This is a genomic window from Amycolatopsis sp. lyj-90, assembly GCF_046549035.1.
Classification (GTDB): Bacteria; Actinomycetota; Actinomycetes; order Mycobacteriales; family Pseudonocardiaceae; genus Amycolatopsis.
The window spans coordinates 33,213-51,747 of the sequence record NZ_JAJPWP010000003.1 but is presented as its reverse complement, the minus strand read 5'-3'; the positions used below and the strand labels follow the sequence as shown (position 1 = coordinate 51,747).

At 67.5% G+C, this 18,535-nt stretch carries 17 protein-coding genes, 1 tRNA gene and 1 pseudogene; 6 read left to right on the top strand and 13 right to left on the bottom strand.

Translation table 11 applies throughout. The features are described 5' to 3' along the window. Positions 1 to 100: 100 nt before the first annotated feature. Positions 101 to 517, bottom strand: coding sequence for a YciI family protein (locus ACLJPX_RS11640; protein WP_101610991.1), 417 nt, complete (start codon positions 515 to 517; stop codon positions 101 to 103). Between the two features lie 134 nt (positions 518 to 651). On the opposite strand from ACLJPX_RS11640, the gene ACLJPX_RS11635 reads away from it, so the two are divergent. Then, positions 652 to 1,659, top strand: coding sequence for a small ribosomal subunit Rsm22 family protein (locus ACLJPX_RS11635; protein WP_410600088.1), 1,008 nt, complete (start codon positions 652 to 654; stop codon positions 1,657 to 1,659). On the opposite strand, the gene ACLJPX_RS11630 is transcribed toward ACLJPX_RS11635, so the two are convergent. Both ACLJPX_RS11630 and ACLJPX_RS11625 read right to left on the bottom strand, forming a co-directional pair. Beyond that, on the bottom strand, positions 1,641 to 2,555 hold the full coding sequence (locus ACLJPX_RS11630) for a LysR family transcriptional regulator (RefSeq protein WP_410600087.1): 915 nt from the start codon (positions 2,553 to 2,555) through the stop codon (positions 1,641 to 1,643). The two genes, ACLJPX_RS11635 and ACLJPX_RS11630, sit on opposite strands and share 19 nt — an antisense overlap. A gap of 353 nt (positions 2,556 to 2,908) precedes the next feature. Beyond that, the gene (locus ACLJPX_RS11625; RefSeq protein ID WP_410600086.1) at positions 2,909 to 3,532 is read right to left on the bottom strand and encodes a sigma-70 family RNA polymerase sigma factor; all 624 of its coding nucleotides are present in this window, start codon (positions 3,530 to 3,532) and stop codon (positions 2,909 to 2,911) included. A gap of 302 nt (positions 3,533 to 3,834) precedes the next feature. Between ACLJPX_RS11625 and ACLJPX_RS11620 the strand changes: the two genes are divergently transcribed. Continuing rightward, complete coding sequence (locus tag ACLJPX_RS11620) at positions 3,835 to 5,022, top strand: beta-1,3-glucanase family protein (RefSeq protein WP_410600085.1); 1,188 nt, start codon at positions 3,835 to 3,837, stop codon at positions 5,020 to 5,022. A gap of 3 nt (positions 5,023 to 5,025) precedes the next feature. Here the strand turns inward: ACLJPX_RS11620 and ACLJPX_RS11615 are convergent, their stop codons facing one another. The 4 genes from ACLJPX_RS11615 to ACLJPX_RS11600 all read right to left on the bottom strand — a co-directional run bounded on the left by ACLJPX_RS11615 (position 5,026) and on the right by ACLJPX_RS11600 (position 10,129). Beyond that, the gene (locus ACLJPX_RS11615) at positions 5,026 to 7,239 is read right to left on the bottom strand and encodes a terpene synthase family protein (protein ID WP_410600084.1); all 2,214 of its coding nucleotides are present in this window, start codon (positions 7,237 to 7,239) and stop codon (positions 5,026 to 5,028) included. Positions 7,240 to 7,503: 264 nt separating this feature from the next. Next, positions 7,504 to 8,274, bottom strand: coding sequence for a DUF3800 domain-containing protein (locus ACLJPX_RS11610; RefSeq protein WP_410600083.1), 771 nt, complete (start codon positions 8,272 to 8,274; stop codon positions 7,504 to 7,506). A gap of 41 nt (positions 8,275 to 8,315) precedes the next feature. Next, positions 8,316 to 9,107 carry an ArsR/SmtB family transcription factor gene (locus tag ACLJPX_RS11605; protein WP_101610997.1) on the bottom strand — a complete coding sequence of 264 codons (792 nt, stop codon included), beginning with the start codon at positions 9,105 to 9,107 and terminating at the stop codon, positions 8,316 to 8,318. Positions 9,108 to 9,256: 149 nt separating this feature from the next. Next, complete coding sequence (locus ACLJPX_RS11600) at positions 9,257 to 10,129, bottom strand: FG-GAP repeat domain-containing protein (protein WP_410600082.1); 873 nt, start codon at positions 10,127 to 10,129, stop codon at positions 9,257 to 9,259. Positions 10,130 to 10,278: 149 nt separating this feature from the next. Here ACLJPX_RS11600 and ACLJPX_RS11595 point away from each other — a divergent pair, with 149 nt between their 5' ends. Beyond that, positions 10,279 to 10,881 (top strand): helix-turn-helix domain-containing protein, encoded by a 603-nt coding sequence (locus tag ACLJPX_RS11595; RefSeq protein WP_410600081.1) that lies wholly within the window; start codon positions 10,279 to 10,281, stop codon positions 10,879 to 10,881. 46 nt (positions 10,882 to 10,927) lie between these two features. On the opposite strand, the gene ACLJPX_RS11590 is transcribed toward ACLJPX_RS11595, so the two are convergent. Beyond that, on the bottom strand, positions 10,928 to 11,428 hold the full coding sequence (locus ACLJPX_RS11590; RefSeq protein WP_410600080.1) for a DUF5994 family protein: 501 nt from the start codon (positions 11,426 to 11,428) through the stop codon (positions 10,928 to 10,930). 199 nt (positions 11,429 to 11,627) lie between these two features. Continuing rightward, a complete protein-coding gene (locus ACLJPX_RS11585) occupies positions 11,628 to 12,683 on the bottom strand; it encodes a fatty acid desaturase family protein (RefSeq protein ID WP_410600079.1) in 1,056 nt (351 codons plus the stop codon). Positions 12,684 to 13,175: 492 nt separating this feature from the next. Here ACLJPX_RS11585 and ACLJPX_RS11580 point away from each other — a divergent pair, with 492 nt between their 5' ends. Then, on the top strand, positions 13,176 to 13,733 hold the full coding sequence (locus tag ACLJPX_RS11580; protein ID WP_410600078.1) for an STAS domain-containing protein: 558 nt from the start codon (positions 13,176 to 13,178) through the stop codon (positions 13,731 to 13,733). Positions 13,734 to 13,751: 18 nt separating this feature from the next. Further along, positions 13,752 to 14,408: pseudogene (locus ACLJPX_RS11575) on the top strand (acyl-CoA desaturase); the annotation flags it as partial. Here the strand turns inward: ACLJPX_RS11575 and ACLJPX_RS11570 are convergent. After that, positions 14,353 to 14,604 (bottom strand): hypothetical protein, encoded by a 252-nt coding sequence (locus tag ACLJPX_RS11570; protein WP_410600077.1) that lies wholly within the window; start codon positions 14,602 to 14,604, stop codon positions 14,353 to 14,355. The pseudogene ACLJPX_RS11575 and the gene ACLJPX_RS11570 sit on opposite strands and share 56 nt — an antisense overlap. A gap of 748 nt (positions 14,605 to 15,352) precedes the next feature. On the opposite strand from ACLJPX_RS11570, the gene ACLJPX_RS11565 reads away from it, so the two are divergent. Beyond that, positions 15,353 to 15,691 carry a MerR family transcriptional regulator gene (locus tag ACLJPX_RS11565; protein WP_410600076.1) on the top strand — a complete coding sequence of 113 codons (339 nt, stop codon included), beginning with the start codon at positions 15,353 to 15,355 and terminating at the stop codon, positions 15,689 to 15,691. A gap of 57 nt (positions 15,692 to 15,748) precedes the next feature. On the opposite strand, the gene ACLJPX_RS11560 is transcribed toward ACLJPX_RS11565, so the two are convergent. From ACLJPX_RS11560 to ACLJPX_RS11550, 3 genes are all read right to left on the bottom strand, one after another. After that, positions 15,749 to 16,459, bottom strand: a complete 711-nt coding sequence (locus tag ACLJPX_RS11560; RefSeq protein WP_410600075.1) for a hypothetical protein — start codon at positions 16,457 to 16,459, stop codon at positions 15,749 to 15,751. A gap of 347 nt (positions 16,460 to 16,806) precedes the next feature. Beyond that, a tRNA-Thr gene (locus ACLJPX_RS11555) sits at positions 16,807 to 16,879 on the bottom strand. 46 nt (positions 16,880 to 16,925) lie between these two features. Beyond that, positions 16,926 to 18,500 (bottom strand): alkaline phosphatase D family protein, encoded by a 1,575-nt coding sequence (locus ACLJPX_RS11550; RefSeq protein WP_410600074.1) that lies wholly within the window; start codon positions 18,498 to 18,500, stop codon positions 16,926 to 16,928. Positions 18,501 to 18,535 lie beyond the last annotated feature (35 nt).

The following is an 18,535-nucleotide window of genomic DNA, read 5'->3' as shown; positions in this document are numbered from 1 at the left end:
GGATGCGGCCGAGTACGACCCGGTACGAGGCCGATCCGCCCGCACCGCCAGGAACCACCTGGATCACGAAGCCCATCGAACAGACTTACAGGACACGGCCTTAGTTCCCCTCGGCCTGCTCGCGCAGCTTCTTCTCGGTCTCGATGATCTCCGGGGTCGCGTTGTCGAACTCCTCGAGCTCGAACACCCGGCGGATCTCGATCTCGCCCTCGCGGAACGGCGCGCGCTTCATCCATTCGACGACCTCGGCCCGGTCCTTGACCTGCAGGATCCAGAAACCCGCGATGAGTTCCTTGCTCTCGGCGAAGGGCCCGTCGACGACCCTGGCCTCGGTGGTGCCGGAGTACTGGATGCGGAAACCCTCGGAGCTGGGGTGCAGTCCTTCACCCGCGAGCATGACGCCGGCCTTCACCAGCTCCTCGTTGAACTTCCCCATCTCCTGCAGGTCCTCGGCACTCGGCTGGGTGCCGGCCGCGTCGGTCTTCTCGTCGCTCTTGACAATCACCATGAACCGCATCTCGCGTCTCCGTTCCCGGCGGGGCTCGTCCCTGCCACATCTACGCGTCGAACGGGCATCCCCGGTTTCGACACGGTCCCCAAAACTTTTTCCGCGAGTATTCGAGCAGCCGGAAAACCCCAGGTCAACCGCACATGAGAGAATCACCCGTCGTGGCCGCCCTCCCCTCAGATCTCCGCTCCGCCCTAGACGCAGAGCTGGGCCGATACCCCCAGACCAGGCTGACGCAGTCCGTCGAGCGGCTCAGCGCGCGCTACCGGGAGAACAACCCGGCGACGGCTCCGATCCTGTCGACCGACGCGGACATCGCCGCGTACGCGGGCTACCGGATGCCGGCCACCTACGCGGCCGTACACGCCGTTCTCGCCGAAGCCGCCCTCCGCGCTCCCGGGTTCGCTCCGCGCACGCAGATCGACGTCGGCGGCGGCACCGGTGCCGCGATCTGGGCGGCGGCCGACGTCTGGCCGTCGCTGGAGGAGAGCACCGTCGTCGAGCAGGTCCCCGGCGCGATCGCGCTGGGGCAGCGGCTGGCGGGGAACGCCGGTGACAAGGCCGTCCGCGGCTCGACCTGGCGACGCGGGCTGATCGACCCGGCCGCGCCCGCGCCGGACGCCGACCTGGTGACCCTGTCCTACGTCCTCGGCGAACTGCCCGAGGCCCGCCGGGCCGAGGTCGTCCGCTGGCTGTCGGCGAAGGCGGGGATGCTGGTGCTGATCGAACCCGGCACCCCGGCGGGCTACGAACGGATCGTCGAGGCGCGGGATCAGCTCGTCGGGCTCGGGCTCTCCCTGGTCGCGCCCTGCCCGCACGAAGGCGACTGCCCGATCCCGCGCGGCAAGGACTGGTGCCATTTCTCCGCCCGCCTCCCGCGCACCGGCCTGCACCGTCAGCTCAAGTCCGGGACGCTCGGCTTCGAGGACGAGAAGTTCTCCTACGTCGTCGCCTCGCGAACGGAACCGGAGCGGGCCGACGGCCGGATCCTGCGGCATCCGGTCAAACGCAAGGGCATGGTCAGCCTCGCCCTCTGCGCCGAAACCGGGCTCACCGAAACGATCGTCACCAAACGGCACGGCACGGCCTACCGCGCGGCCCGCGACGCCGAATGGGGAGACCCCTGGCCACCTCAGTCCACAAGGGACTGACGGCCGCGTCGCGCCAGGTTGCCGACGACGGCGAGCAGCGCGCCGAGCGCCGGATTGTCGTTGCCCCGCCGCCACATCAGTTCGAGTTCGACCGGACGGCCCTCGATCCCGTCCACCGGACGGAGCACGACACCTTCGAACCGCAGCGCGGCGGCCGCGGCGGGCACCAGCGCGAGACCTAGATCCGCTTTGACCAGCGCGAGCGCCGTGTGCACCTGACTGGGGTACTGCGTGTACACCGGCTGCACCCGCGCCGTGCGGAACACCGCCACGAGCAGGTCGTGGAAGTACCGGCCCTCAGACGGCGAATACATGACGAACGGCTCGCCGCCGAAGTCTCGGACGTCGGGATTCCTCTTGCGCCGCGCCAAAGGATGCGCCGACGGCAGGGCGGCCAGCAGCGGCTCCCGCCACAGCGGCAGGGTCACGATGTCGCCGCCGGTGACCGGCGGCCGGACCATGCCGAGATCGATCCCGCCCGCCAGCATCTCCTCCACCTGCGCCGACGTCGCCATTTCCCGCAACACCAGATCGACACCGGGAACCTCCGCGTTGGCCGCGGCGAGGACGCGTTCGAGATACGAATACGCCGCGGTGGCGGTGAAACCGAGCGTGACGACACCGACTTCGCCTTTTTTCGCCCGGCGGACGTACAGCGTCGCCTCTTGCGACGAACGCAGTATTTTCCTTGCCTCGGCGAGAAAAACCCGTCCGGCGGGTGTCAGCCGGACCGTGCGGTGCGTACGGTCGAAAAGTTCGACCCCGAGTTCGCGTTCCAGCAACTGGATCCGCCTGCTCAACGGCGGCTGGGTCATCGAGAGCCGCTCCGCCGCCCGGCCGTAGTGCAGTTCCTCGGCCACCGCGACGAAACTCACGAGCTGCTCCAGGGAAAACACCCATTCAGTTTAGATATCACCGGACGGCGGACAAGCGCCGAATCGGTATCGTTCGGCGCGGGATTTCCACTGTGCGCTCGACGATTTCGGCCGCCAGGACCGGAATCTGGCTTCGGCACCAATGTGATGAGCCGAAGAGTTGAGTGGCGCTCGTCGGAATGGCTCAGGCGGGACCCAATCGTCCGTTCAGCCGGTTCCGGCTCCCCGGTCCGCACCTAGGGTGGCAGTACGACCGCTTGTCCTGGCCCTCGGCAACGGCGCTCGTCGGCGAACTCTGGAGGGGCCATGTGCGTTCGTATTCTCGAAACCCGGACCAAGCGGGAAAATCCGCTCATCCGGCTGTTGATCCGTATTCAGCTCAAGGCGTCCTGGCGCTGAGCGCAGGCCCGCAGCCTGCTGATCGCCCGGTGTTTGGTCACCCGCACGCGCGACGACGTCGTACCGAGTGCCGCCGCCGTCTCGTTCGACGTCAGCTGGCCGATCACCCGCATTCCCAGTACTTCCCGGTGCGAGACCGGCAACATCCGCATCAGCTTGCCGAGCCGGACCCCGAGGTCGTCCCGCAGCGCCCGCTCTTCCGGTTCCTCCATGGCGACGGCCGGGCGATCCGGGAGTTCACCGGTCAGGACCTGTTTGCTCCGCGCCGCCTTCCGGAAGACGTCGGCGACCTTGTTCGCCGCGATGGCGCGCATGAGGAACAGGAAAGAACCGCCGCGCAGCCCGTGGCCGGGAACCGCGACGAAGACCGCGAGGCAGATCTCCTGCGCGATGTCGGCGGGTTCGAGATAGGTCAGATCACGACCACCCAGACGGGTTTCCGTGTAGTGCCGCGCCCACGGCATGAGCGCGGCCATGAGGTCGTCCATGCCGTGCGGCTCACCGCCCGCCGCGGCCTTGGCCAGATCGTCCCAGCAGGCAGGGGAAATCCAGGTCTCACCGCCGCCGGTTCTTCGCACCGGAAACTCGTCGCCGTCCATGCCCGCTCCCCACGGATGAGAAAACCTGCCGCCGGGGTCCAGGACGGAACGCGGACCACGGTAGTCGAGAAATCCGGCCACCTCAATCGACGAAGGTCCGAGACAAATTGTCCGCCCCGGCGTGAAACCGGACAGGTTCCCACCGCTGGTCTAGACATGTTGCGGGCCGGGACGTAACTTTCCGTGCTGAGACCCCTCGCCAAGGTCACACCCAGGCCGGGAACGCGCCCCCGGCCGACATCCGCAAGCACCGCCGCGGCGCGTTCGCGCTCCCGCGGCGGGATTCAGCCGAGGAGTGCACTGTGCGCATCCGTCAGAAGATCCGGCGCGTCTTGACCGCGCTGGCGGTCGTTCTCCCCCTGGTCACCGGAGTCTCGGCCCTCGCGGCACCCACCGCGGTCGCCGCCGGTCCAGATCCGCTGCCGCTCACCGTCACCAACAATTCGAACCGCTCCGACGCGGTCCATCTCTACGTGCTCGGCACGAACCTCAACACCGGCAGGCTCGGCTACGTCAACGCCGGCGGCGCCTTCACCCCGTGGCCGCCGGGCGCGAACCCGCCGAGCCCCGCGCCGGACGTCGCGATCGCGGGCCCCGGCAACGGCGGCTCGACCACTCTGCGGATCCCGCGGATGCTCTCGGGCCGCGTCTACATGTCGTTCGGGCAGAAGATCAAGTTCTTCCTTACCCCGGACGGTCTGGTGCAGCCCGCGCCGTGGGCCGGTGGCGATCCGAACCGGGACATCCTGTTCGACTGGAGCGAGTTCACCTACGACAACGGCGGGCTGTTCATCAACAGCTCGCAGGTGGACATGTTCAGCGTCCCGCACGCCGTCGGGCTGACCAACGGCGCCGGGGTGAACAAGGAAGCCGGGCGGCTCAAGGCGGGCGGCCGCGAGAACATCTTCAACGCCGTCCAAGGGCAGGCCGGTTTCTCGAACCTGGCGTACAACCGGCTGCGGGTCCTCGCGCCGGGCAAGGGTCTCGACGCCGGGAAGTTCAGCGGGAACTACCTCGACGGTTACGTCACGAACGCCTGGAACACCTACAAGTCGACACCGCTGACCGTGGTCCCGTTCGAGGCCGAACCCGGCAAGAAGTTCACCGGCCGGACCGGCGGGGACGACGTCATGCGGTTCACGAACACCTCGGGCGCGACGGTGGCGTCGTTCAGCAAGCCGAGCACCCGCGACGTCTTCAACTGCGACGGGCGGCTGCAGGCGCCGAACGACCAGGTCGTCGGCCCGATCGCGCGGACGCTGTGCGCGGCGCTGCACCGGTCGACCCTCGGTTCCCTGCACACGCAGCCGACGTATGACGCGGGCCAGTTCTACAAGCAGTCCGTGACCGACCACTACTCGCGGATCGTCCACGAGCAGATGGTCGACGGCAAGGCCTACGGGTTCGCGTTCGACGACGTCGGGCACTTCGAGTCGCTGGTGCACGACGGTGACCCGCGTACCGCGCGGATCATCCTGACGGCGTTCTAGGGTTCAGCGCGCCGCACTCCCGATCCGCCAGGCGGACATGCCGATCCCGCTCGGCTTGAGCGAGAACACCGGCGGCTCGGGAGTGCGGGAGCGCTCCAGCTCTCCCGGCGTGTACCGCACGCATTTCCGGTGCCATTCCAGGATTCCGGACATCCATTCCTTCAGGTTGTCCGCGTACCGGGTGAGCACGGCGCGGATCTCGTCGTCGAGCCCGAGGTCGTCGCACATCCGCGGCAGGTCCTCGTCCGCGAGCTGCTCGAACTGTTCCATCCGCGCGTTCATCAGCCGGGCGGCGATGTCGCGGGCCTCGATCCGGTCCACGGCGAGGAACCGCTCGACGACGTGGACCAGGTTGTGCACCTCGCCCTCGTATTCGATCTCCTTCTGGTACGAGAACAGGTCGTTGGTGAACGTCGCGTAGTCCTGGGCGGCGGTGTCGAGTTCGTACAGGACCCGGTTCTGGTAGATCTCCGGCGGGACGACGTCACCGAGTTCGAGCCGGGCGAGGCTCTTCGTCAGGTCGGAACCGAAGGTGCGGCGCCGCATCTCCACGTAGTCGACCGGGTCGGGGACGCGGTTCTGCGCCTGGTTCGCCACCTCCCAGACCCAGCTCGCGGTCATGCTCTCGATCGCCCGGCGGAAATCCGCGCGCGCGGGCGGGCTCAACGGCCCCGCGGTGCGGTTCCACAGATCGACGAGCCCGAGTTCGACCGGGTTCGCGGGCTCCGGCACCGGCTCGCCGTCGAGCGGCATGAACAGGGAGAGCCGGTCGCTGCAGAGCTTCGCCGCGACGGGGTCCCGCCGCATCCCGAAGATCAGCGGGAAGTAGTCGTCGCCGTAGGTGCCCCAGGCGAGCCAGTCCGAAGACACCTTGAGCTGCTCGAAGTCCGAATCGGCGTGGATCATCGCCGCGCAGTGCGGGAAGTCGAAACCGCGGAACCGGCGCTCGTCCCAGATCGCGCCGTGCTCGACGCCCGGCACCGCATCGAACATGCCCATCGCCCGCGCCCAGGTCGGGGCGTACTCCCGCGCGGCGGCGAGATGCGGGCTGGTGCGGATCGGGTACGGCATGCGAAATTCGGGCAGTGGCAGGTGCCCGACCGGCGCGAACGGCGCGGGTGCCTGCTGCCGCGTTCGCTGGACCAGGCCCAGCCGGTTCGGCGAGAGCCGCAGCGAGTCCGTGCCGAGTCCTGCCGGCCCGTTCACGCCGGAGACCGGGCCCTCGTTCATGTACCGGCTCGACTTCGCGTGCCATTCGTGGCCGCCGGACTGCCAGTCCTGCAGGCCCTTGACGTACAGGCCGACCCCGATCTGTTCGGGCAGCGAGACGTCGTGTTCGGCCAGCAGCGCGGGCACCTCGACGAGCGCGGTGTTCTCGAACTGCTGCAGCCGCGAGGTCAGCAGGTCGTTGGTGAGCTCGGCGGCATCCTGCGTCGGGCAGTCGAGGAACTTCTCGAAGACGAGGACGGCGTTGGAGTTCTCGCCCTCCTCGCGCACCTCGCGCTGGTAGGAAAAGAGGTCGTTGCGAAGGTGGACAGCGTCGGCGAAGGTGTCGCGCAGGACCTCCATCGGCCTGGTCGCCGCGATCTTGTCCGGCACTTCGGCGCCGACGGCGTACTCGATCAGGTTCGCCGACCACGGCGCCCCGCCGACGCGACGGCGCATCTGGACGTACTCGATGGGGTTCGCGATCCGGCCGCGGTCGATGTTGTCCAGTTCCCAGAGCGATTCGACCATCAGATTGTGCGTGCTGGTGACGAAGCGCCGCCGCCACGCCTCCGACATCGAGGGAATGGTTCGCGCCCAAAGATCCTGAAGACCGGCTTCGGCGGGGTTCTCCGGTTCCGGCGACGTTTCCCCCGGCCCGGTCATGAACAGTTCCAGCCGGTCCAAATAAGCCTTGGCGCCTTCGGTGTTGCGGGTGTACTTGAATTGGGCGAGGAAATCATCGTCGAAGAAGAACACCCAGACGTACCAATCCGTGACCAGATCGAGGGACGGCCCGTCACAGTCCGGATGAGTGTGCGCGCAGAGCAGCGCGTAGTCCATCTTCGCCAGCGCTTCTTCGGTCCAGACGACGTCACCGGACGGGGACGGTGAATCGAGCATTCCCTTCTGCCTGGCCCAGGCCATACTGTGCGCCCGCGCCGCTTCCAAGTGCGGGTTCATCCGCGCCGGATGCGGAACGTAGAACTCGGGCAAGGTGAATGCCTGCATCTGCGACTGCCTCCCGGACGGACGTCGAATACTTCTCGACAGTTCCAGCCGCCCGCCGCGCCGGGCAACGGCCACCCGAGCGATTCGGCGTACTACGGAGTGAATCAGTTCCAGAGCAACTTCGAGTCGACGTCGTTCTTGGGACGCGGGTAGGCGTCACTTGAGGTGAGGGGTGTGTGGAAATAGGGACGTTGAGTGTCCCTATTTCCACACACCCCTCCGTCTCCTGGCTGCCCGGCGGCCACGACCGGGCCCGACCACGCCTCAGTTCCAGAGCGACTTCGAGTCGACATACGGCGCCAGCAACGCGGTCAAGACCGCGTCCCCGTTCCCGTTCAATTCGTCCTCGGCAATCCGCCGGGCGACCCCGACCAGGAAGTCCGCGACCTGCACCCGCGGATCGGTCCTCGAGTCCACGAACTTCAGCCCGGCGAGACCCGGGCTCGCCTCGATTTCGGCGAGCCGTTCCCCCTTGAGCGACGGCTGTTCGTCGTGGACGAGGAAGACCGGCTCGCCGTCTTCACTCCAGCGTCCGACCGCGCGGAGGATCGCAGGCACCAGCGGATCGAGGACCTTGGCGTCACGCAACTCGGCGACCTTCGCCCGCAGTTCCCCGGAGTCCCCGGCCATCGCGAAGAACGATCCCGCCGCCGGATCCCGGCGGTTCCGGGTCCTCAGCACGTCGTTGAACGCGGCCAGGAGCCCGTCGTCCGGCGAGACGTCCAGGCCGAGGAGCCCGCGGAGTTCGTTCGCCAGCAGCAGCTTCTTGTCCACGAGGTACACGTGCGCGCGCCCGCGGACCGGGCCCAGCGACCCGAGGAACCATTCGAGGACCCGCCGGTGCTTCGTGCGGAGCAGGTGGTTGGCCTTGTACTCGACCGCCGGCGAGCGGATCCGGCGCCGCAGCTCGGCCAGGCAGTCCGCGGCCTCTTCGATGCTCAGCCGGACCCCCGCGTGCGCGAACACGTCGGTCTGCCCGCCGATCAGTTTCTCGCCCTCGGACCCGGACTCGTCGCAAGCGATCTCCAGGGGCACGCTGCGGATACTGCCCGACAAGAGCGGCGACGTCGACCTGGTTACGCGGGTTCAGGCAGCGGCGCACCGGTCTCGAGCAGCGTCTTGAGGCTCGACAGGATCGACGGCCAGCCGCCCTTGACCATCTCCAGCGCGGTGCTGCCCTGGTCGAAACCGTCGTGGACCACGGTCAGCTTCACCGTGTCGCCGACCGGTTCGAGGTCGAACGTCACCTTCGACCGCGACTCGGCCCGCAGCTTCGCCGACACGTCGTCGTCGAGCCCCACCGACTTGGCGAACTCCGGGGTGAAGGTGTGCCAGGTGTAGGACAGCCGCCGGTACGGATCGGACTCCAGCACGACCTGTTCGGGATCCTCCAGTTTCTCGCCGAGCTGCTCCCAGGCCATCGTCGACCCCGGCTTCCAGTCCGAAGTGAACTCACAGCCCCAGTACTGCTTGGTGAAGGCCGGATCGGTCAACGCCTTCCAGAGGCGCTCCGGCGTCGTCCTGATGTAGCTGGTGTAGACGAATTCGTTGGTGGTCATGGGTTCTTGCTCCAATGCCAGCTTGAGGTCGGCGAGCGCGTCGACCCGGCCCTGGTGATACCGGTCGATCCAGCGTTCGGCGATCGCGTTGATCGGCTCCGCGTTCACGTAGTGCAACTTCTCGCGGCCACGCCGCACCGTGGTCACCAGATTGGCCGCCTCCAGCACGGCCAGATGCTTGCTGACCGACTGCCGCGCCATGTCCAGCCCCGCGCACAACTCGCGGAGGGTCTGGCCGTTGCGGGCGTTCAGGTCGTCGAGCAACCGGCGGCGGCTGGGGTCGGCCAGCGCCTTGAACACGTCGTCCATGTCGGTCTCCCTGATATGCAGCCTCCCGGCTGCCTTTACAGATTAGGCAGCCAAGAGGCTGCATGTCAAGGAGCGCCCTCACGACGACGAAGGAGCCGGGACGAGAAATGTCCCGGCTCCTTCATCGGCCAAGTTCTCGCCGTCGACGCTCAGACCGGGATGTCTCCCGGCGTGCCCCACTGGGTGGTGAACAGGTTGAGGCCGTACCAGGTGCCGTTCGACGGACGCCACACCACGAAGTCCGCCCGCGGGTCACCGCCGAAATTGCCCGCCACCGGAACGTCGCCCGCGGTCCCCCACTGCTGGGTCGCGATACCGAGCACGTACCAAACGCCATTACCCGGCCGCCACACGGCGAAGTCGGCACGCCCGTCCGCGTTGAAATCACCCGCCACCGGAATATCGCCCGCGGTCCCCCACTGCTGGGTCGCGATTCCCCGCACGTACCAAACGCCGTCACTGGGGCGCCAGACGGTGAAATCGGCATTGCCGTCCGCGTTGAAATCGCCGGACACCGGGACGTCACCGGACACACCCCACTGCACCGTGGCGATACCGAGTACGTACCAGACGCCGTTGCTCGGGCGCCAGACGGTGAAGTCCGAGCGGCCGTCACCATTGAAATCGCCGGTCAGCGGAATGTCGCCGGGCGTTCCCCATTGCTGGGTCACCACGGCGCCGGTGCTGCTCTGGATGATGTACCAAATACCGTTGCTCGGCCGCCACACGGCGAAGTCGGCCCGGTGGTCGCCGTCGTAGTCCGCGGCCACCGGCACGTCACCGGAGACGCCCCATTGCTGGGTCGCCACACTGCCGTTGCTGCTACGAATCACATACCAGACACCGGTTCCGGGGCGCCAAACCGCCTTGTCGGCGAATCCGTCGCCGTCGAAATCCGCGGCGGGTTTCTGCGATGCGGGCGAGGCGGTGACGGCGACCTCGGCGCCGGCGACGGTCGGCGCCACGAGCAGACCAGCGAGCAGACCGACCAGCGCCAACGCCGGTCGAATAGTTCTTCGCATTTTCCGGAAACCTTTCCGTTCGATGAATTCACTCTTCCCAGTTCGCTCCGCTTGGCCGAAGATAAGCACCGGGGCAGTTGAAGTCTGACACCGGCGGCACCGCATTGTCAGTCAGGGTTCCACCTGACGGACCGAGGGAGGGGATTTCAATGGAGACAAAGAAAAGACCCAGAAGCGTCCTCGTCGGCGCTTTCACCCTATTGGATGCACTGATACGACATCAAGGTGAAGCAGGATTGACCCAGCTGGCCAATTCCTGCTCGCTGCCGAAAGCGACCGTACACCGATTACTCGAGCAATTGACCGAACTGGAGGTTGTCGAACGCAGCGAGAACCGCTATCGCGTCGGCGTGCAGGCATTCCGGCTCGGCCAGTCGTGGCAGCCGTATCCACGACTGCTGGAGCTCGCCCGCGGTCAGCTCCGAGGACTGGCCGCGGCCACCCGGGCCAGTTCGGTACTCGCCGTACCCTGCGACGGGCGCATCCTGATCGCCGCCGCCAGTCTCATCCGGCCGGAACACGATCTCCTGCTACGGCCGGGATCGACCGTGCCGCAACGGACCGGCCGCTTTTCCCCCGACTGGCAGGCCGAGCACGGCCTCGTCGTCACCGAAGCGTCGGTCAGGTTGCCGACGGGCGGAACGGTCGGTTCGATCGCGGCCGTGATCGCCGTGCCGCGGCCACCCGGCGGCGTGTCCGACGCCGTCGCCCGCACCGCCCGCGTTCTCAGCGCGGCGCTCGTGCACCAGTGAGCAGCCGCGCCACACCGTAACCGTCGTCATGGGTGACTTCTGGAATTCACCCGCCTATGCCGGCGAAGTCACCATGCCCGCCTTCGGATTCCCAACGGGCGAGGGCGTTTTCCGGAGCGGGCCGCGCGCCGAACTCGTCAAGGAGCGCCTCCGGGCCCGCCACGCTGTTCTGCCCGGAGGCCGCCATCAGCACTGCCTCGGCGGCGGCCGGGTCCGCCTCCGGCGGGACGACCAGGAGGGTGACCCGGTGCATGTTCCCGCCGGTCACGTGCACGACATGGGCGTTCTGCGAGTCGATTCCCTCCAGTTTGACCAGCCGCCCCTGATAGATCAGCTCGCGGACCGTGACCGCCCAGCCCGACGGCGGGAACGCCACCCGCCACACCGGGCCGATCCGGCCGTCGAGCGCCGTGGTGAGTTCGGGCACCTCGGTCGTCAGGTCACGCGACCGGGGCCACCAGGCGCCGTCGACGAAACCACTCTCCGAGTTGCGGGGCTTGAGCCTCAGCCGTTCGGCGGTTTCCGGGGTGCGGGCGTCGGCACGCATATTCGGCTCCGGTCTCCGGCCGGGAAGGCCGGCGTCGGTGAAGAACAGAAAGTGACATCGGTCGTTCTCCGACGCGCGGAATACTCTCAGTATTTCCATTGTACAGAGGAAATCACTGGACGGCGCGGCAATAATTCACCCGTCCCGGATTCCGTCGCACAGTGGGCCCTTGTTCCACACCTGCGCGAAAGCCGTTCGGTCATGGCAAAGCGAGACGGAAGATCTTGCGACCGACCGAGCCGAGTTGTTTCGACAGGGAGCCGGTGTTGTACGGCAGATCGTACTTCTCACAGATCTCCCGCACCTCCGCGGCGATCCGCGGATAGCGGCGGGACGGGATGTCCGGGAACAGGTGATGTTCGATCTGGTGACTGAGGTTCCCGGACAGCAGATGGAACAACGGGCTTCCGGTGATGTTCGCGGAGCCGAGCATCTGGCGCAGGTACCACTGCCCCTTGCTCTCGTTCTCGCTCTCCTCTTCGGTGAAAACCTCGGCACCGTCGGGAAAGTGACCGCAGAAGATGATCGAGAAGGCCCAGAGGTTGCGGATCAGGTTCGCGCTGACGTTCGCCGCCAGGGTCACCGGGAACAGCGGACCGGTCAGCGCGGGGAAGAGCACGTAGTCCTTGCCCGCCTGCCGTCCCACCTTGCGCAGCATCGGTCCGAGCAGCGGGCGGATGTCCGCCCAGGACCGGCGGCCTTGCACGATCCGGTCCGCTTCGAGGTCGTGCAACATGATCCCGTACTCGAAGAACAGTGCCTGCGCGGCCGCGTAGAGCGGATTGCCGAGGTAGTAAGGATTCCACTCCTGGTCTTCGGTGATCCGGATGATGCCGTAACCGACGTCGCGATCCTTGTCGAGGATGTTGGTGTAGGTGTGGTGCATGAAGTTGTGCGAGCGGCGCCACTGTTCGCTCGGGCAGACCATGTCCCATTCGAAGGTCCGCGAATTCAGCGTCGGGTCCTTCATCCAGTCGTACTGACCGTGCAGGACGTTGTGCCCGATTTCCATGTTGTCCAAGATCTTCGACAACGACAGCGCGCCGACACCGGCGATCCACGCCGGCGGGAACCAGCCCGCGAACAGGAGCACCCGGCCCGAGAGCTCGCTGAGCCGTTGCACCGCGACGACCCGGCGGATGTAGTCGGCGTCCTCCGCGCCGAGATCCGCCACCACCCGTTGGCGCAGCGAATCCAGTTCCTTGCCGATGAGATCCACCTGGGCCTGATCGAGCTCTCGGGTCGTCGTGGTCATGGGGGATCTCCTTGCCGTGGTTCGGGTTCCCGGTCGAGGCCGGGTTCGGGCGGGCCAGAAAGTCCACAAAGGACCCCGAGAATCACCATGTGCACCAACGATCCAGCGAGAATGCCCATGACGGCTTCTTGGCAGAGCAAGCGATTCGGGCCTGCGACGCCTGGGTCCCGGGCGAAACCCGATTCACCACGATCCGTTCGCCGATTCCGGACGGCCGATCGGATGACACCCGCCAGCGTAGCCCCTGAGCCCGGTACCGGGCCCGCCGATGCGAGACCGGTACCTCAGAACCGAAAAGCCGGTCCGGGAAACACGTTCGCCGCCTGGTCGGCGCGGTAGACTGCCGGTGACAGCGCCGGAGTGCCCAGACACCGCCCTCGCGACGATCGACCGTCACACTGGCCGCCTCTGTCCCTCCGCCGTGCGCCCGATCTTCCGCCCGGCGAGCTTCAGCGATGACCGGCTGAGTCTGGAGCCCGGATCGTGAAAATCATGACGCTCGATCTCCGCCGACGACGTCGTCAGAAGGCCGGTCACACGCCACTTGACGCGGCCTTGGAAGACAGGACGGACCTCGGTGCCGTTCGCCCGGCCATCGAGGAACCCGAAGGCGGACACGCGGCTCCGGCGCATCGTTCTCCCCCCTTGGCCGTGACGGTGGAACAACTCGACCGGGCACTGGTGCTCGTCGTCGACGGCGACCTGGACCTGCACACCGCCCCCGCGGCACGCGAAGCGATCGAGGCGGCGTTGAGCCACCGGCCGCGACGGTTGATCATGGACCTGAGCCTCGTCCGGTTCTTGAACTCCACCGGGCTGGAGGTTCTCCTCGCCGCCCAGCGACAAGCCGCCCCGCACACCGACCTCCGGCTGGTCGCCACCACGCGCACGGTCTGGCGGCCACTGCAGATCACCCGGTTGCACGAACAACTGATCATCCACAGCTCACGCTCAGCGGCCATCGCCTCGCCTGCCAGAACCGGTGACGAAGACCGCTCACCCCCCAGGAAGACCCAGCCCGCCCACTCGCCCGAATCGGCACGGTCATGACCGCCACCGAACGAACCGCGCCGGCACCGCCCGCTCCGCATCGCCCTCGCGATCGCCGGCGGTATGGCCGCCCAAGGCCCGGTCATCACCTGGGTCGCCGATCACCGGCGCCACCATGCCTTCTCCGACCGCGACGGGGACTCGCACTCCCCCTGGCTCTACGGGACCTCGCCGCTCGCGCTGGCCAAGGGTTTCTGGCACGCCCACCTCGGCTGGCTGTTCGGCCGGGACAAGACCAACGCCGCCCGGTTCGCCCCGGACCTGGCCGCCGACCCCGACATCCGCACCGTCGACCGGCTCTTCCCGGTCTGGGTCGCCGCCACCGTCGCCCTGCCCGCGTTACTCGGCGGTCTCATCAGCTGGTCCTGGTGGGGCGCGCTGACCGCGTTTCTCTGGGCAGGCCTGGCGAGGGTTTCCCTGCAGCACCACGTGACCTGGTCGGTGAACTCGATCTGCCACATGGTCGGCGCCCGGCCCTTCACCAGCCGCGACCGCTCCGCCAACGTCTGGCCGCTCGCCCTCTTGTCCCTGGGCGAATCGTGGCACAACTCCCACCACGCGGACCCGACCTGCGCCCGCCACGGCGTGCTCCCCGGCCAAATCGACATCTCCGCAAGTTTCAGGCGCCGAGGCGACTGTAGAGGCGCGCGGCGAGGGTGGCGGCGAGCTGGTTGAGATGCCCGGAGGGGTGGTGGAGGGCGTACTGGCCCAGCAGTTCCGCCACGACGTGGGCCTCGGTCTCCGACAGCAGCGCGACGCAGCGTTCGCGGCGCCCCTGATCGAGCAGGCGTTTGAGCACGTCGGCGTACTCCTGGTGGTCGCGCACCCCGGTCAGGCCGAACGGATCCTGCCGCGCGGTCGAGTCGGTCATTCCGGCCTGCCCTTTCGAGTGATGTCGCTCCATCGCCACCCCGCGTTGACCTGCGGATCCGCCGCGCCGACATTCTTCCACGCCGCGACAGGAGCAAATCTATGGTGGCGAGGGTAGACATTCAACCTCAGGTGTGTGTACTGTCCTCCTTGTACCGAGAGAGACAACGTCTAGCAGGCGCGGGAGATGACGGAACTACCCGCGAAGTGGGACAAGGCGGTCAGGCAGGACGAAGCCAATCAGTGAACAGGTTTCGGCTGGTGACCGGAGAAGTACCGGGATCGAGGAATGAAGACGTAAGCAGCAAGGCCGATCCCGGCGAAGCAGTGCAGTAAGAAGTAGGCAAGTGCAGTACCGGTCAGGTGGCCGGAGCCAATCACCGACGGGGCTCCGGGCAGTGACCAGCGGCGTGACGCGTGCTGGGACCGATCAGTGAAAGGGTTCCAGCCGGTGACGCCGAAGGAAGTCGCAGTACCCGGTAAGAGAGAAACACAGGAAAGAAGGGACAGGGAACATCATTGGATCGCCCGCAGCGGCTGGGCAGTAGTGCCGCGCGGGTACCGCAGGGTCATCGGATTGGAAGGTGGTTCTCGGTTACGAATCAGCGATCTCCGCATCGTCCGCCTCTCGGACGGACACCGCGGATGCAGGACGCCGGCCTCACGGCTGGTAGACAATGGTGAAACCCAACCCCTGGGACCCCGGGCGCCGTACTGGCGCCCGGGGTCCCTTGTGATGTGGAGGTGGAATGATTCCTGACCAACGCGAGACCCCCGCGACCGTTTCCGGCGGGGCCGACAAGTTCGACGACGACCACTACCCCGCCTACACGATGGGGCGGGCCGCGGACATGCTGGGCGCCACCCAGAACTTCCTGCGCAGCCTCGACGAAGCCGGGCTGATCACCCCGCAGCGCTCGGCGGGCGGGCACCGCCGCTACTCCCGTAACCAGTTGCGCATCGCCGCACGCGTGCGGGAACTGGTCGACCAGGGCACGGCCGTGGACGCCGCTTGCCGCATCGTCTCCCTCGAAGACCAGCTCCACGAGGCTCAGCGCCAGAACACCGAACTCCGCACCACCGAGTAGACCGCCAGTTCAGGGTTTGCCGCCGCACCGTGCGGCACACCCTGACCCGCGGGTGCCTCAGGCATAGGGGTTGTGGTCGTCCAGTTGCAGACGACGGGTGAGCGCGTCGCGGGCCGTGTCGGTCAGCGAGCGGTCATGACAGAAGGCGCGTGCGCGTAATCGGGCGAGTGCCTGCTCAGGCGGGATGGCGAGGCCGGCGGCGAGGAAGGCGGCGGCTTGCTGGACTTCTTCACGGTAGTGGCGGAGGCCGGAGTCGCCGGTGGCCGAACTCTGCGCGCTCCGCAAGAGCAGGGGCAGCAGCCCTTGACGGACACGATGGAAATCCCGAGCTTGCGATGAGGTCATGGCGCCGGACGTGGCGCGGTAACCGGTAAGGGCTCCGATGGTTCTGCCGCGGGCTCGGAGCGGAGCGGCGATGACTGCTCGGGCCGGACTCTGCATCGCGGCTGGCAGGAACAACGGCCAGCGGGCCTGGTCGGTGGTGACCAGGTCGGGCTCGGTCACGGTGTAGCCGTGCTGGACGGCTTCCAGAGTGGGACCGTCGCCGAGGGTGAATTGCAGGTCGTCCAGCTCGGGCCCAGGCCCTTCGGCGGGGTCGCACCACACCAGTTCCAGCGTTCCGGCGCCGTTGATCAGGTCGATGGTCAGCACATCCAGACCGAGAAACACGGCGATGCGCAGGGAAGCTGTGGCGCCGAGATGCTGCTCGTCAGCGGCCGCGCGGTGCAGGCGAGCCAGAACGGTCTCGAGGTCATCGGGCGGTGTCACACCCCCACCACGAGGTCTGCCGTATGAGGCACCGTCGCGGCGGCGGCGGAGCTGGTTTTGGTGTCACGCATCGGAATCGCCTGTCGAATGGATTCCTCAACCGCGGTGACGAGGACCCGGTCACCGGCGAGCTCAGGAGCAGTTCACCCCGCGGAGGGGCACGTCATGCCCGCTGGCAGGTGCTCGGCTCGCCTCGTTTTCGGTGGCCCGCCCAAGGTCGCATTCCGACAGGTTCCACACAGTCTGAACGACCTCACGATACGTGACTCACTGTAGCGCTACCGCCGAAACCGCCTGGCGCCGAGTACGACGACCTTCGACGGACGGGTCAGCGATGAGTTGTAGGGAGCCGCCAAGGGGGCTCGAACCCCTGACCTTCTGTTTACAAGACAGATGCTCTACCAGCTGAGCTATAGCGGCCTTGCCCGGAGTCACCCCCTGGCACGCCCAGTATATCGGCGCCCGCTCAGCCGTTCGCAGGGCGCACCCAGGGTTCCCCGGCCACCGTCCGGAAGGCGTGCGCGAGCGTCACGGCGGTCGCCGGGTCGCGGCGATCGGCGACGTAGTACCAGCTCATCCGGACCGCGTCCGGCGTCACTTCGAGGACGCCGGGGCCGTGCGAGTCGAGCTCCACGAAACGCACGTGCGGGTTCAGCGCGCGGATCGCGGCCTCGACCTTCAGCGAGCCGGTCCGCGGCGGGACGCCGAGTTGCTCGTCGATGTTGTCCGAGGTGACCGACGGGCAGACGAACTCGACCGCGACGCTCGTCCCGTCCCGCGGCACGTCGTTCGCCCACGACGAGTGGACGTCGCCGGTCAGGAACACCGTGTTGCCGCGGCCTTGCGCGGCGATGGCGTCCAGCACCCGGCGGCGGTCGGCGGTGTAGCCGTCCCATTGGTCGGTGTTCACCGTGGTCGGCTGGCCTTCGAGCAGGTCGCCGAGCGCGAGCTGTTCGCGGGTGGGCAGCGCGGGGACCTTGATCGGCGTGACCATCACCGAATTCCCGATCACGTTCCACGACGCCGTCCCGCGCGACAGGCCCTCCAGGAACCACTGCCGCTGCTCCGCGCCGAGGATCGTGCCGTCGATCGGCTCCTCCGAGGGGCCGGGCTGCCGAGTCCGGTAGGTCCGCAGGTCCAGCATGGTGAGGTCGGCCAGCTTCCCGAACTTCAGCCGCCGGTACAGCCGGTCACCGCGATGCCGCACCGGCATCCATTCGAAGTAGGCCTGGTGCGCCGCCCGCATCCGGTCGCGCCAGCTGCCTTCGGTCGCCGGATCGTGTGACGGCGACCCGCCGGACCAGGCGTTGTCCGCGGCCTCGTGATCGTCCCAGGTCGCGACCATCGGATGGCGGGCGTGCAGCCGCCGGAGGTGTTCGTCGGTCTTGTACATCGCGTGGCGTTGCCGGTAGTCCGCGAGGGTGATCAACTCGTTGGGCGGTACCGAGGGCCGGAGATCATTCGCAGGATTGGGATTCCCTTCGTAGAGGTAGTCACCCAGGTGAAGGAAGGCGTCAAGATCGTCGCGGCCGGCCAGATAGCCGTAGGGGGCGAAGTGACCGACAGCCCAGTTCGCACACGAGACCACGCCGAACCGCAGCCTCGCGACGTCGTCTTCGTGCGCGGGAGCGGTGCGCGTCCGCCCGATCTGCGAGACCTTCCCGCGCGACGTGAACCGGTAGTAGTACGCCGTCGACGCGCACAGTCCGCCCGCCGTCACCTTCACCGTGTGGTCGCGTTCGGGTCCGGTCCGGGCGTGACCGCGAGCGACGACGTGCGCGAATCCGGCGTCCTCGGCCACCTCCCACCGGACGTCCGCCGACGGCCCTTTTCCGGATCCCGGAACGGCCTCGGCCGAGGGCGTGACCCGGGTCCAGAGGAGCACCGAATCGGGCATCGGATCACCGGAGGCCACGCCGTGCGCGAAAACCGGGCTCTCCGCCCCGTTAGATGCACCCGAAAGGGTGAACGTCGCCGCTGTTCCGGCTGCTGTCACACCGGCCGCGCGAAGGACGGAACGCCTGCTCACAGAGGACGCCATGGCATGAAGTGTGCCGCAAACCGGCGGAGCCGCGA

Coding starts and splice junctions, on each gene's coding strand:
- ACLJPX_RS11640 (WP_101610991.1), bottom strand. CDS start 517: ATGCGGTTCATGGTGATTGTCAAGAGCGACGAGAAGACCGACGCGGCC.
- ACLJPX_RS11635 (WP_410600088.1), top strand. CDS start 652: ATGAGAGAATCACCCGTCGTGGCCGCCCTCCCCTCAGATCTCCGCTCC.
- ACLJPX_RS11625 (WP_410600086.1), bottom strand. CDS start 3,532: ATGGACGGCGACGAGTTTCCGGTGCGAAGAACCGGCGGCGGTGAGACC.
- ACLJPX_RS11615 (WP_410600084.1), bottom strand. CDS start 7,239: ATGCAGGCATTCACCTTGCCCGAGTTCTACGTTCCGCATCCGGCGCGG.
- ACLJPX_RS11605 (WP_101610997.1), bottom strand. CDS start 9,107: ATGGACGACGTGTTCAAGGCGCTGGCCGACCCCAGCCGCCGCCGGTTG.
- ACLJPX_RS11600 (WP_410600082.1), bottom strand. CDS start 10,129: ATGCGAAGAACTATTCGACCGGCGTTGGCGCTGGTCGGTCTGCTCGCT.
- ACLJPX_RS11595 (WP_410600081.1), top strand. CDS start 10,279: ATGGAGACAAAGAAAAGACCCAGAAGCGTCCTCGTCGGCGCTTTCACC.
- ACLJPX_RS11590 (WP_410600080.1), bottom strand. CDS start 11,428: ATGCGTGCCGACGCCCGCACCCCGGAAACCGCCGAACGGCTGAGGCTC.
- ACLJPX_RS11585 (WP_410600079.1), bottom strand. CDS start 12,683: ATGACCACGACGACCCGAGAGCTCGATCAGGCCCAGGTGGATCTCATC.
- ACLJPX_RS11580 (WP_410600078.1), top strand. CDS start 13,176: ATGACGCTCGATCTCCGCCGACGACGTCGTCAGAAGGCCGGTCACACG.
- ACLJPX_RS11570 (WP_410600077.1), bottom strand. CDS start 14,604: ATGACCGACTCGACCGCGCGGCAGGATCCGTTCGGCCTGACCGGGGTG.
- ACLJPX_RS11565 (WP_410600076.1), top strand. CDS start 15,353: ATGATTCCTGACCAACGCGAGACCCCCGCGACCGTTTCCGGCGGGGCC.
- ACLJPX_RS11550 (WP_410600074.1), bottom strand. CDS start 18,500: ATGGCGTCCTCTGTGAGCAGGCGTTCCGTCCTTCGCGCGGCCGGTGTG.